This is a genomic window from Sphingobium sp. Ant17 (assembly GCF_000588875.1).
Taxonomy (GTDB): domain Bacteria; phylum Pseudomonadota; class Alphaproteobacteria; order Sphingomonadales; family Sphingomonadaceae; genus Sphingobium.
Map to the genome: position 1 here is coordinate 42815 of NZ_JEMV01000033.1, position 11766 is coordinate 54580.

General features: G+C 65.4%; 11 protein-coding genes and 2 pseudogenes. 2 read left to right on the plus strand and 11 right to left on the minus strand.

The window, feature by feature from the left end:
• Positions 1-8 precede the first annotated feature (8 nt).
• Both BF95_RS15260 and BF95_RS15265 read left to right on the plus strand, forming a co-directional pair.
• On the plus strand, positions 9-311 hold the full coding sequence (locus tag BF95_RS15260; protein WP_043152267.1) for a type II toxin-antitoxin system TacA family antitoxin: 303 nt from the start codon (positions 9-11) through the stop codon (positions 309-311).
• 21 nt (positions 312-332) lie between these two features.
• Complete coding sequence (locus BF95_RS15265) at positions 333-848, plus strand: GNAT family N-acetyltransferase (protein WP_043152269.1); 516 nt, start codon at positions 333-335, stop codon at positions 846-848.
• A 101-nt stretch (positions 849-949) separates the two neighbouring features.
• Here the strand turns inward: BF95_RS15265 and BF95_RS15270 are convergent, their stop codons facing one another.
• The 11 genes and pseudogenes from BF95_RS15270 to BF95_RS15320 all read right to left on the minus strand — a co-directional run.
• A complete protein-coding gene (locus tag BF95_RS15270) occupies positions 950-1555 on the minus strand; it encodes a S26 family signal peptidase (RefSeq protein ID WP_043152270.1) in 606 nt (201 codons plus the stop codon).
• The gene (locus BF95_RS15275; protein ID WP_235209777.1) at positions 1527-2264 is read right to left on the minus strand and encodes a type-F conjugative transfer system pilin assembly protein TrbC; all 738 of its coding nucleotides are present in this window, start codon (positions 2262-2264) and stop codon (positions 1527-1529) included. The genes BF95_RS15270 and BF95_RS15275 overlap by 29 nt, the downstream gene beginning before the upstream one ends.
• A 115-nt stretch (positions 2265-2379) precedes the next feature.
• Positions 2380-3504: a conjugal transfer protein TraN gene (gene traN / locus BF95_RS15280; RefSeq protein WP_051520053.1), complete on the minus strand. Its 1125-nt coding sequence runs from the start codon at positions 3502-3504 to the stop codon at positions 2380-2382.
• Positions 3501-5357: a hypothetical protein gene (locus tag BF95_RS15285; protein WP_043152273.1), complete on the minus strand. Its 1857-nt coding sequence runs from the start codon at positions 5355-5357 to the stop codon at positions 3501-3503. Before BF95_RS15285 ends, traN begins: the two co-directional genes overlap by 4 nt.
• A 249-nt stretch (positions 5358-5606) precedes the next feature.
• A complete protein-coding gene (locus BF95_RS15290; RefSeq protein ID WP_043152274.1) occupies positions 5607-6623 on the minus strand; it encodes a TraU family protein in 1017 nt (338 codons plus the stop codon).
• On the minus strand, positions 6620-7309 hold the full coding sequence (locus tag BF95_RS15295) for a conjugal transfer protein TraW (RefSeq protein WP_043152276.1): 690 nt from the start codon (positions 7307-7309) through the stop codon (positions 6620-6622). The genes BF95_RS15290 and BF95_RS15295 overlap by 4 nt, the downstream gene beginning before the upstream one ends.
• Positions 7299-7532, minus strand: coding sequence for a hypothetical protein (locus BF95_RS15300; protein ID WP_043152277.1), 234 nt, complete (start codon positions 7530-7532; stop codon positions 7299-7301). Before BF95_RS15300 ends, BF95_RS15295 begins: the two co-directional genes overlap by 11 nt.
• Complete coding sequence (locus BF95_RS15305) at positions 7529-7855, minus strand: hypothetical protein (protein WP_043152278.1); 327 nt, start codon at positions 7853-7855, stop codon at positions 7529-7531. The genes BF95_RS15300 and BF95_RS15305 overlap by 4 nt, the downstream gene beginning before the upstream one ends.
• A 5-nt stretch (positions 7856-7860) precedes the next feature.
• Positions 7861-10358: pseudogene (locus tag BF95_RS15310) on the minus strand (TraC family protein).
• Positions 10355-10987 carry a TraV family lipoprotein gene (locus BF95_RS15315; protein ID WP_043152280.1) on the minus strand — a complete coding sequence of 211 codons (633 nt, stop codon included), beginning with the start codon at positions 10985-10987 and terminating at the stop codon, positions 10355-10357. Before BF95_RS15315 ends, BF95_RS15310 begins: the two are co-directional and overlap by 4 nt.
• A 35-nt stretch (positions 10988-11022) precedes the next feature.
• Positions 11023-11766 (minus strand): annotated as a pseudogene (locus tag BF95_RS15320) (TraB/VirB10 family protein); the annotation flags it as partial.

The following is an 11766-nucleotide window of genomic DNA, read 5'->3' on the forward strand; positions in this document are numbered from 1 at the left end:
TTAGCGATATGGCACAGCACGCCCGTTCCGACCGAAGCGCCTCTGCGCGTAAGGACGATGTCATCCAGATCAGGGCTGCAGCCGAGCTCAAGGCGATGCTCAGCCGCGCCGCTTCTCTGCGAGGCCAGAAACTGTCCGAGTTCATGCTTGCGAGCGCGCGGCGGGAAGCCGAGGCCGCCATCCTCGATCAGCGAACCTTCTTTCTGGATGCCGAGAGCCATGAGCAGTTTCTTAGCCTTCTCGATGCGCCGGCCGTGCCGTCGCCTAGCCTTGAAAAGCTGATGAAGCGCGAACCGCTCTGGAATCGATGATCGGACGCGTCGCTCATTTCCATGTCCACGCGCCGTGTTACGCCGCCTGAGCGATTGAACTTCGACCATGATGTCGATGCGTTCCGCAATGGACGGCACGCCTCGCTCGATCTTTGGCTCAACGAGCGCGCGCTCGCCAGTGAAGGCGCTTCGGCCCGCACCTACGTCGTGTGCGGTGCTGACCGGCCCAGTCAAGTTGTGGGCTATTATACGATCACGACCGCGATGGAGGAGCGTGCGGCGCTGCCCACGGCAAAGCTGCGAAAGGGCATGCCGGACAAGGTGCCTCTCCTTCTCATTGCAAGGCTGGCCGTCGATTCCGCCTTCCAGGGGTTTGGCTTGGGTCCCGATCTGCTCGCCGACGCGCTCCGCCGCTGCGCGGCCGCCTCGGAGATCGCCGGCGTTCGCGCCGTCATCGTACACGCGATCGACGACGATGCCGTGGGCTTTTACGAACGGCATGGTTTCATCGCCTCGCCGTTGGGAGAGCGCGTTCTCCTGATGCCCATCGAGGCCGTCCGGGCCTTGCAAGACTGACGACACCCCGCATTGCGCAGGGGCGATCACAGCCTCCTGAAGATCGCCAGAGTCACTCCGCTGCGGGATGTGCTCGGCGAGCGTCCGTTGATCGCGCGCGGTCACAGGATGCGCTCCATGCGCGTGAGACGCGCGATCGGGAGCAATCCGAAATAACGGCTGTCGAATCCGCGCGGATGCGTCGAACCCACATAGACCATGCCGGGCGGAATGATTCCGCTCCAGCTCATATGCTCGAGCTTCATCCCGTTATGGGCTTGCGGAAGGCTCACGCCCAGGAGCACGCCGTTGCAATAATAATGACCGTCTCTGCTACGAGGGATGAGGGGCGAGGGGGTCTCGAACATCGTCAGCCGGTCGCCGGCCATGCAGAGTGCATGCTTGGTGACGGACACCGGCTTTGGCCCGGCGATCGGGTGATGGAGCGTGAACATGACATAGTCGCCGCGTGCAATCGGCCCCGGGCTCTTGTGCACCGCGAAAGCCTCGATCGACGGCGACATGACCAGAGTGACCTGCGGGACGACGAGCGCCGCGAACAGCGCAGGGGGCAGGACGACCAGCATTGCCAGCCACAGGCGTTCGGGTCGCGCCGGTGCGTCAGGGCCGGGTGCGCCCAGCGCCACCGCCGCTTTGCGCGGCAATCGGCGCAGACGCGGCCACAGGCCGGCGATCGCCCTAGCGAGCGCGAGCAAGAGCCTGAGCATGGCTCACCTCCTCCTTCCCCCCGAGACGGGCATATTCTTCGAACATTCCCGAAAGCGCGCTGTCGCCGAAGACGACATGGGTCGCGCGGGGGCTTTCCTCGTCGCGCTCGCAATAGGCCTGGGTCGGATCGCCCGGGATCATCGCGAGCGCCGGAACCTGGGCGATCCCATGTTGGCGAAACACGATCGGATCGATGATGATCTGCACGTCGCGCATCACGCAGTTCGGGCCCTCGCAACCCGGGTCAAGCCTAAGGATTTGCGCCGTCAGCTTCGCCATCGGGCCCATCTTCCTGAGACCGCCGGGCACCCCGCGGAATGCCATGACGCCTCGAACCTTTTCGAGCTGGACGGCATAATTGCGCAGTGTCGAAATCGGCATGGACGAGGACACAAACAGGACCGGCACCCATCCCGCTGCGGCCACCGGCGGCGCAGCTTTGGCGAGCGCCAGCTCTTCCGCCGGCTCTAGCCCGAGCGCCCGACGCAGCGCCTTGGCCTGCCGCTCACGCTCGGCCGCGAGACTTGCCTCGCCGCGCGCCTGCGCTGCGCGAGCGCGTGCTTCCATGTCCGGCTCGGGAAGTCGCTTGTGCAGGCCGTCGAACGCGCGCCTTCGATCGGCGGGGTCGTCGGTCCGCGGAAGCCTGGGCTCGGGAAGTTGCGCCGCATCGTTCTTGCCGCGGGAGACCGCGCGCTCCAGCCGGTTCATGCTCGCTTGGCCTTGGTCCGCGGCGGACTGCCTCGCAGCGCCGCGAGGGGCGTCACTCGCGACGCTCTGCGCGAGCGCGGCCGTCGCCACGCCCAACAGCAGGCCCATGCAGGCGCTATGGATTGACCGCTTTGAGATACGCATCGATGCGCTCCCCCATGTCGATTTGGATTTCGGATTGGGCGCGGGCTTCGATGTCCGCATAATATTCGGAGAGATCCATCTTGCTGAAATCGAGCGCCTGGAACTCCTCCGGCGTGAACCCGCGACACATCGGCTTCTTGGCCGTGCCCCACAGGTTGCCGTTGAAGGCCTTGAGCTGGGGACGGCCCTGTTCCTGGATGATTCGGCCGAGCTTGGTGTTGAAGCAGCAATGGCCACGGGCCTGCTGCAGGCAGACGCCAAGGAAGCTCGAGGTGCAGTAGCTGCCGATCTCGTGGCACATGCCTGACGAGCGCAGCATCGCCGTCTCCATGTCCTGCTGGTCGCAACCCGCGAACAGGAACTCCATCATGAAGTTGATCGCCAGGCTGACGGCGATCGAGGTGGGGTCGAGGCCGACGATCAGGGCGTTGGCGCCGGCACTCGCGGCCTGGCTCGCGGTCGCACCGGCCTTGAAGGCGACATAGGCAGCCTTCATGCCCGTGAACACGCCCTTCGCGACCGCGATCTTGGTACCGATCGACGAGATGGAAGAACCCATCCCGTCCTTCACGATCTTGCCCTTGTCCTTGCAGCAGTTCGCGAAGGTGGTCGAAAGCCCGGCGGGCCGGCACCGCACTCCGCGTCCCGAGAATATCTCGATCTTTCCCAGGCAATTGCCGTCGGCATCGACGCCGCCGTCCGGCGCGGTGCCTGGATCGTCCATCGGCGGCTCATCCACGATGGGATTGGTCGCGAGATCGGCACACTGATTGGGCGAGCAGGCCGGCGCGCCACCCTCAGTCTTTACGAGGCAAGCATATTGCGGGCCGACCGGGCAGCTATATTGGCCCATCGCATCCGCGACGCAGGCGACCTCCTGGATCGGGCAAGCCCAAGCGCCGCTGGTGGTGGAACGGCAGCTCGCCTGCTCACCTTCATCGGCCGCATCGCCGTTATTGTTGAGATCCGCCGCGCAGATCTGCTGCGCCCTGGCGGCACTGGGGCAGACGAGAACGAAACCAATGCCGAGCACCAGCGCGAGCGCGGCGCCGCGCGGATCGAGATACCAATATCTCGTTGTCGGGAGGCCGTTCATTGCACGCTCCCCGTGCAGACCATGTCGGCGCCGGCGAGGCGCACGGTCTGCATCATCACGACCGCTTCGGGAAAATCGTCGAGGCAACCGCAGGCGGAGACGACCTCCTCACCGGGGCCTGCCGGGCATTGATTGTCCGCAGTGCAGGCGTGGAAGAAGGTGTCGTAGCCGGTCGGCACATTCTGTTTCGCACCCACGACGCCATCGGGCGCCGCCTCGCTGTTGGCCTTGGCCGCGCGGGTCTTGCACACGGGCTCGCAGGCCGCGACCGAGCCCCGGTCGGGAAGGCTGAAGGCGCGCGTCGATGTCGCATAGCTTCCGTCGCTCTGGCGCGTCCGGTCGGCCAGCATCGTCTCGGTCGAATGGTCGATGATATAGGCGCCGCGGCTCGTGTCGGGTTTCGCGATGTCATCGACCGCGCAGCGATAGGTGCGGTCCTTCAGGAAGAAGTCGCGCGTGAGTTGTGTCGGGCAGCTCGGCCCGCCCAATATACGGGTCTGGGGGAGGGGGCGTAGCCCGGTCACGACGCCGTTGATCCAGGTCTGGACACCATCGACCAGCTCGCTGTCGAGTTTGCATTGCGGATCGGAAGCGATCGCGCCGCAACCATCGACGACCTGCTCCAGCGTCTTGCAGCTGTTGTCGACCTCGACATGGACCTGCGCGAAGCCTTCGCCGCCCTCCGCGACCGCGACGCGCAGCCAGATCTCATGATCGCCTGCGGTAAGATAAGGCCGCAGATCGAGGTTCGGATAGGCGTAGAAGGTTTTCTTGAGTTCGCATTTGCCCGGAGGAAGGCCAAGGCTAGTCCAAGCGGAGGGGCCCGAGCCGATGAACTGCCCATCGATCCGCACCTGCGCCCAATCGTCGGCAAAGAACTGAGCAAGCCGTGCGTCGACGATGCGGTCGGGGTCGTTCACATGCAACGTCATGCGGAAGTCGATGAGCGTGCAGCTTCCGCCGGCGAGGCTGTTATCCGCCGGTGAGCCCATCAGGAAATCGAAGGACGAGCCGTTCTGTATCGTGGAATAGCCGCCCGAGGTTCGGCTGATGATATCCTCCGCGCCGGGCTTCAACACGGTCACCCGCCGCTCGATCGAGCAATGGCGATATTGGAGCGCGGTGCCCGTACCGGTCGCCGACCCCTTGAGCGCCTGGAACACGGAATTGCTTGTGGACGCGGCATAGGCGTCCGACGCGATCGTCGCGGGATTGGCGCGATAGGCGGTCTGGGGAAGGTCGGGATTGGCGGAGCAGGCGGTCGACCTGGCGCCCACATAGCGGATGGAGGGGCCGTCGATCACAGCCTCGGCAACGCCGTAGCGCGGGTCGGCGGTGGTGAGCGCGCCAATCATCCCGCCGCCAAGGTCGCGCAGCACCGAGGCCATATTGCCCCAGGCGAGGTTGGTGCCGCAGCTATTGTTGAGGCAATAGCATCCGGCGAGCTTGGGCATGTCGACCGAGGTCAGCTTGAGCGCTCGCCCCCCGTCGACATCCCAGCGGAAGAAGCTGCACCCATTCCAGGTGCCGGGCTGGCAGGAGACGATCCCGTTCGCGCAAATGCCCGATACCGGGACGGGAAGGTTCGCCGTGCTGTCGACCGTTCCGTCGAGATCGGTGTCGCGGGCGATCGTGACCTTGCCGAGATCGCCAGTCCCTGCCGGTTGCACCAGCACCTCCAGCATCGACGCGGTTTTCTGGCAGGCGATGTTGGGCGCGAACGTGCGACTGTTGTCGACCGTCGAAATCTGCTGCCCGGCCAGGCCCGGCGTCACATAATTTTGCTGAAGCGCGTCGCTATCGCCGCTCTTTGCGCGCGACGCTTCGGCTGCGGCCCGGGCGCGCTCTTCCATCGTCTGCGCCGCTGCGGGCGCGGTGAGCGGGATGGCCAGCGCGGTCGCTAGGACGGAACAGGCGGAGAGGAAGCGCCGATCCCATCGGGGGAGCGTTGCGGCCGCGCTGGCGGGGTGGAGCGGCGCCGCCAGGGGGGCATGGCGACGCCGCTCCGGTTCCGCACGGAAGCCATCGGCCGTAGGGGCCTTGGCGAACAGACCTCCGGAATGGACGGCTGTCTCGCGCGGAACACGGCGGAAGCGACCTGTTCATGGCACGGGTATCCCGGCGCAGCAGATCACCTTTTCGAAGAGCATGAACTGGGCGTTGTCCTTGCCCGGCGCGTGCTTGGCTGAAGACCAGAGCGCGCCGGGCCTGCCGATATTGACGCACTTGCTGCCCTTTACCGGCTCCATGATCTGGAGCTTGTAGCGGGACTTGGTCCAGACGGGCTGGGGGATGAAGGAGCAGCCGTCCGCCGAACTGATGGTGAGCGCGCCCAGCCGCCCCATCATGAAGACCCCGCGCGCCGCGAGCCCCGCCCAGGCCTCGACGCTGTCGTCGAAATGGATGTCGCCGGCGATCGGATAGGTCGCGCCCCAAGAGCCCATGCACCAGAACAAGGGGTCGATCACCTTGCCCGCCGCTGCCGCGGCGCTGTCGCCCATGCAGGCGAGACCGGCGGCGGGATTGCCGAAAAGAATGCCTTCGGGCTGGATGATCGCGCCGAGCGTGCCCGACTGCCAGGTCGGCAGAACCTCGGTGATCATGGCGACGTCGAAGCCGTCATTCTCGAGGCACGGCAGGTCGGTGAACATGTCGAGCATCGCCCAGACCGGCGAGATGTAATAGTGCATCTGCGCGAACATCTTGCGGGTGTTTGTCCCGTCCGAAATCGACGACTGGCTGCCTTGCAGCTTGCCGCCGGTCGGCAGGAGATCGGCGCCAAGCGCCATCATGCAGCCGGGTTCGGTCACGATGTCGACCATCCGGTTCGGCGACCAATAGGAGACCTTGACACCGAACCAGAACTGGAGTCCCTTGCGGCAGGCGCACAGAGGCTTGGACGAGGATTGTGCGTCAAGCGCCTTGTCGAGCTTGTCGAAACTCCCCACCCGGATGCCGCCGACCGTGATCGGAAAGATGCAGGTCCAGCGCACCTTGGTGATGGGGTTGAAGACCGTGCCGGCCTCGCATTTGGAGGCATGGGCCTGACTCGGCCAGGCGAGCGTCATCAGCAACCCGATGACGAGGCCCGCGACGAAGACGGGAAGACGCCCGATCATCGCGTCGCTCCTTTCGCCGCGGTCGCGGCAGCCCGGCTCTTGGGGCCATATTCGGTGAGGACGAGGCGCGTGCCGGACTGCTCGACGATGACCGGAGCCACGGTGAGTCCCAGACGCTGCTTGACCCGCTCCTCGAGAATGTAAATCGGGCGGCCGGTCTTTTCGCTCAGATCGATCGCGTCGCCATTCTGTGCCCCAAGCGCGGCGAGCAGGATGAAGTCGCTCGCCCGGGCACTACGGAGCGCCCAGCCAAGGTCTTGGCGATGCACGACGACAAGGCGCTGCGGCAGCTTCACATAGGTCAGCGGGTTGAAGGGGAAGCCCTTCGGGTAGAGCGTCTTGCCGCCCGGGAGCGTGATGTCGAAGTCGAGCGTGTAGAAGGGGACGACGCTGCGCACGCGATCGGCGCCGGCGACGCCGAGCGGCGCCGCCTTCAGAGCGCTCCATTTGTCGCGCGGGCCGAACGCCTTGCTCATGTCGCTGGGCAGAGTCGCGACCTTGGCCTCGATCTCGGCGAGCGCGTCGGGCTCCGCGATCGGCCAGGTTCGCCCGATCGTGCTGCGCGATTGGGCGCTGCCCGCGATCGGCGCGGCCGCAGGCAGCGTTGCCGCGACGGCCAGCATGCTGCCCGTGACGAGCACAAGAAGAGGACCGCGACGAACACGGCGGAGCGGATCAGCGGCCATGGCGCTGCCTCCAATGCCTCTCGGGAGGCTCGGGAATGCCGATGAGGGCCGCGACGAAGGCGGAAAATGCGAGCGGCGTCAGAATCCAGATCAGCGTGCCGGCATCGCCGCCGAGCGACGGCGACACGAGCAGCATCGTGCTCTGGACAGCCAAGAGCAGGAAGCCGCTGACGGTGAGCCGGATCGCCGATTGTGATGGCGCGGAAGAGGTAAGGCCGTTCATTTGCCCCTTCTCCTGCGCAGGCGGCTCATGACCCTCGCGGTGCCCGCCGACAGGCTGAGCAAAAGGAGACCGGTCGCCAGGCACGACGCGGCAATGATGAGCGAAGCGCGGAGCACCATCATCGTCGGCTGCTTGAGCAACAGCCCGGCGACGAGCACCAGCAGACCCATCATCGCCGTCTCGATCATCACGAGCCGGAAGCGCCACTGGAAGGATTCCGCTTCGAACCGTTCGGCGAGGCGCTGCTCGACAATTATCTCGATGGCTTCGTTGTCGGACCATTTGAGCGGCAATTGATCGGGGTGCGGAGTATGGCGTCCCATGACCCTCATACCCCCACGAGGCCGGACACGGCCGGCGTACCCAGGATTTCCGAGGGGTCGACACCGGCCAGGCGGCACACGGCTTCGAGCGGGGAGAGGCCCTGGCGCATCAGCGCCTCGAACGCAGCCACCTCGTCGGGCGCGGACGTGTTGATCCAGTAGGAGAAGGGATCGACCACGAGCCGGGCGATGCCAAGACCCAGGGGCGAGTCGATGAACACCTCGCTGTAGTTGGGCTTCGAGTTGCGGACCGACTTCAGGAGATCGAGGACGAACCCCGAATAGTCGAGGATCTTGTTGTCAACCGCCCGATCATAGGTCGAGCCCTGAAGCAGGAACCGCGTCGCGGCATTTTCGAGGATGACCTGACCCGTCCCGCCGAACAGCGTCAGGTCGTTCATCGACTGCAGCACGATGCCGAACGAACCGCGATATTTGCGCGCGCGCCGATAGCCCTGGCCGAATGCCTCGGCGAGGCGCGAGAGATCCTGCCCGTCAGTCCGGGTCATGAACTGCGCGGCTTCGTCGCATAGCACGAAGCGGGGACGGTCGCGCGCGGACAGGTAGAGTTCCTGCGTGACCGCGTTCACCACCACCATGACGATGACGTTGAAGAGGTCGGGCATCGCTTTGAGGCGTTCGAGCTCGAGCACCACGAATTCGTCATTGCGGATGTCGAGGGTCGACGGCCCGTTGAAATAATGGCCATAGGCGCCGCCCGAGCCGAAATCCCGCAGATTGAAAGCCAGTTCGCGTGACGTCGGCACGAGGTGGTCGACGCGATCGAGATCGGTCTCGACGAGTGAGGGATAGGTGCCGAGCCACTCGCGCACGGCATCAATGCCATGATCGGCCCTCCCTGTGTCGATCGTCCATTGAACGGCGGACTTGAGGAGGTTCCATTCCGAGGTGGTGACGCCCTTGCGCGTTGAGGCGTTGGCCATCTCGGCGACGATGGCGACCGCCATGGTGATGGCCGACTGCTTGTCGTCGCCGTCGAGCGCCAGCCCCATGTCGAAGGGGTTGAGCACCAGATGCTCTTCGCCGATGTCGATATAGCGGCCCGAGCAGAGCGTGCAGAGTTTCCGGTAGCTGCCGCCGATATCGATGATACGGATGAGCGCGCCGCAGGCATAATATTGCTGGCAGAGATTGTTGAGCAGGAAGCTCTTGCCCGCGCCGCTCTCCGCCGAGACGATGAAATTGTAGTTGTTGATCCTGGGGTCGAAAAGATCGAGCGTGACAAGCTGGCCCTTGCGCCCCGTGTAGAGAAGCGCCGGACGCCCGCCGCCGCGAAAGTCGGTCTGGATCGGCGCCAGCATTACCGCCGCTTTGACCGGCATGCGGAAGTCGCGCTCGAGCAGGCGCAGCGTCGCGCGGTCGGGATAGAGCCCGAACGGCAGGCTCATCACCAGCAGGGTCGGGTTGAGATAGCTCTCCTCCTGCATCGAGAAGGGCAGGGGTTCGCCCTCCCATAGTCGCTTGGCGCGCGCGGCGAGATCGCGGGCATGGGCACGGTCGCGACCGAACACCCAGATGGTGGGAATGACCCGGACGAACTTGCTGTTCCCCGCCTCGTCGAGGATCCAGCCGATCTCCTCGATCTGCTTGCCGACCTCGACGGCGAAACTGCCCGCCGCCTTCTGCGCCGAGAGGATCTGCGCCCGTTTGTGGATCTCGAATTGGGAATGATCGAACAGGATATTGAGCGTATAGAGGAAGGGGCCGCCGATCTGGTCGCTATCCTCCGAGGCGCCGCGCATCCCGCCCATCAGACGGTTGGCGCGCTCCGCGGTGATGCGCCGGGCCGGCGCCTTGGGCGTCAGGCAGCGTGCAACCTGGTTGCCGAGGAAAACCTCCGCGCCCTCGAACACGAGATCGGGGCCTGCATCGATGATCTGCTTGGCGATCGGCGGCGCGCCTGTCGCGGTGCCGTCGGCGAAGACGCCAGGGGCCTGCGTCGCGACGCCGTTGAAGACGCGCCGGTAGAAGGCGACCATCTCCTCTGGCGGGAGCCGGCGGATGCCGAGCTTTGACAATTGTTCCTCGACCTGCCGACGCAGATCCTCGCCCAGCGGCCGGCGTGTCTTGATCGACAGCAGCGTGCGGAAATTGCGGACCGGGATGCCGTGCAGGGCCTTCAGGCCATGACGCCCTTCGCTGAGATACGCGTGGGTGTGACGCGCGGAAGCCTGAATGAGCGGATCGTCGCGGGTCTTCAGATCGAGAAACGCGTCGAGGGCGTCGTCGATCAGCGGATCCGCGAAGGTATGGAGCTGCAGGACTGTCCCGTCGGGGAAGTGGATATTGAGCAACCCCTGCAGCGCACTCTGGACATGCGCGAACATATAGGCGGTGGGCACCAGCTCCCAGGCATGGCCCCAAGTGTCGTCGATACAGAGAAACGCGTTGGTTTCCTCCTCCCAGCCACAAGCGGCAGATAGTCGGAGAAGCTGTCGCGCCGCACGGCATTGCGCAGCCGGCTAAAAGTCAGGCCACTCATGGCTGCGGCGCCGGCGGCACGATGGCCGGTGCGGGTGGAGTCGTCCCTGCCGGTGCGGGCTCGCCATCGGGTGTGGCGATATCGCGCACCTGGCCGAGGATCGGTGCCTGAGCCGCACGATCCGGGGCGGCGACAAGTGCGCCGCCCACGACCCAGACCGGCTTGTCGACCACCGAATAAACATAGCGCGGCATGTAGAGCCGATCCGGGCGCTGCCGATCGGCATAGGGAAGGATCAGCGTCCGGACGGTCTGCGCGGGCTTGAGCATCGGCGTGACCGGTGCTTCGATCAGGCCTTTCAGTTCACGATAAACACTGTCGCGATAGCTGCCATAGGCGTTGCCCGCGCTTCCTCCCGGCGATCGGGAGCCTGCTCGGTCGGCGTCCTGCCCGCGCAGCATGGCACGGTCATTGGTAACCTTGGGGTCCGACTTCGAGGTGACGCCGGCAACCGCATCCGCATAGGCCCGATCGGGATGGATGCATTGGCCGTGGTCGCTGTTCTTGCAGTCGAACTTCTCCGAATAGGGCGACATCATCGAGCCGACCGTCGCGCATCCGCTCAAGCCCGCGAGCAGGCTGAGCGAGAGCAGAGACCGATGGAGAGACTGGTGGGCCAGCAAGAGCATGGCGGAACCTCCTGTAAGATGGGGGGAGCATCGCATCAGAATTTGGCTCCGACCGACGGCTTGATCTCGAGGGCGAGGCCTTCCTGGATGACGACCACGACATCCTTGGCCGCGCCGACTTCGACCACCGGGCCGGCCTGGCGGGCGAGATCGAGATAAAAATCGGTGAGCTTGTCCGACGATTTGGAGAGCCCGCCGGCAACGCCCGACTTGACGGCATCGCCCGCGTCGAGACTGCGCACGCTGCCAAGCGCCGAGGTCGAGAGGCTCCCGAACGTACCTTCGACCGACTGCGAAATGCCGGCGATCGTCCCGGCGATGAACGAGCGCGCGAGCGTCGCGCCGCGCGGGTCACGACCTTCCCGGACAGCCCCTTCTTTCCATCGGCATCGACGAAGAAGCCCTTGATCGCCTGGTCGACCACCGCGTGGCTCTCGAAATCGACGCACGAGATCGAGACGAGCTGGATCTCGACCCGCTCCTTGGCGAGGCTGCCGGTCGCGTTGCCGATGACGAAGCAGCCGGCGAGATTGGCCTTCACCTCATTCGGAAGCACGGCGGGCGCCTGGACCCGGGCGATGATCGGCTCGGGATTACTGGTCGCGTCCCGGCTTGCCAGCGCGTCGATACCGGTCAGCAGCCGCGCCTTCATGAAACCAGGTGGCAAATAGATCGTCCGCTTCGCTTTTTTTGACGCGGCCCCGCCGCCCGCGCCTCCCTCCGCCGCTTGCGTGGCGGTCGCCGCGCCGATCGCGCCAACTGCCGTTCCGTGGGCGGCG

Excerpts from the sequence above, each read along its gene's own strand:
- BF95_RS15260 (WP_043152267.1), top strand. The coding sequence starts at position 9 with ATGGCACAGCACGCCCGTTCCGACCGAAGCGCCTCTGCGCGTAAGGAC.
- BF95_RS15265 (WP_043152269.1), top strand. The coding sequence starts at position 333 with ATGTCCACGCGCCGTGTTACGCCGCCTGAGCGATTGAACTTCGACCAT.
- BF95_RS15270 (WP_043152270.1), bottom strand. The coding sequence starts at position 1,555 with ATGCTCAGGCTCTTGCTCGCGCTCGCTAGGGCGATCGCCGGCCTGTGG.
- BF95_RS15275 (WP_235209777.1), bottom strand. The coding sequence starts at position 2,264 with ATGAACCGGCTGGAGCGCGCGGTCTCCCGCGGCAAGAACGATGCGGCG.
- traN (WP_051520053.1), bottom strand. The coding sequence starts at position 3,504 with ATGAACGGCCTCCCGACAACGAGATATTGGTATCTCGATCCGCGCGGC.
- BF95_RS15285 (WP_043152273.1), bottom strand. The coding sequence starts at position 5,357 with ATGGAAGAGCGCGCCCGGGCCGCAGCCGAAGCGTCGCGCGCAAAGAGC.
- BF95_RS15290 (WP_043152274.1), bottom strand. The coding sequence starts at position 6,623 with ATGATCGGGCGTCTTCCCGTCTTCGTCGCGGGCCTCGTCATCGGGTTG.
- BF95_RS15295 (WP_043152276.1), bottom strand. The coding sequence starts at position 7,309 with ATGGCCGCTGATCCGCTCCGCCGTGTTCGTCGCGGTCCTCTTCTTGTG.
- BF95_RS15300 (WP_043152277.1), bottom strand. The coding sequence starts at position 7,532 with ATGAACGGCCTTACCTCTTCCGCGCCATCACAATCGGCGATCCGGCTC.
- BF95_RS15305 (WP_043152278.1), bottom strand. The coding sequence starts at position 7,855 with ATGGGACGCCATACTCCGCACCCCGATCAATTGCCGCTCAAATGGTCC.
- BF95_RS15315 (WP_043152280.1), bottom strand. The coding sequence starts at position 10,987 with ATGCTCTTGCTGGCCCACCAGTCTCTCCATCGGTCTCTGCTCTCGCTC.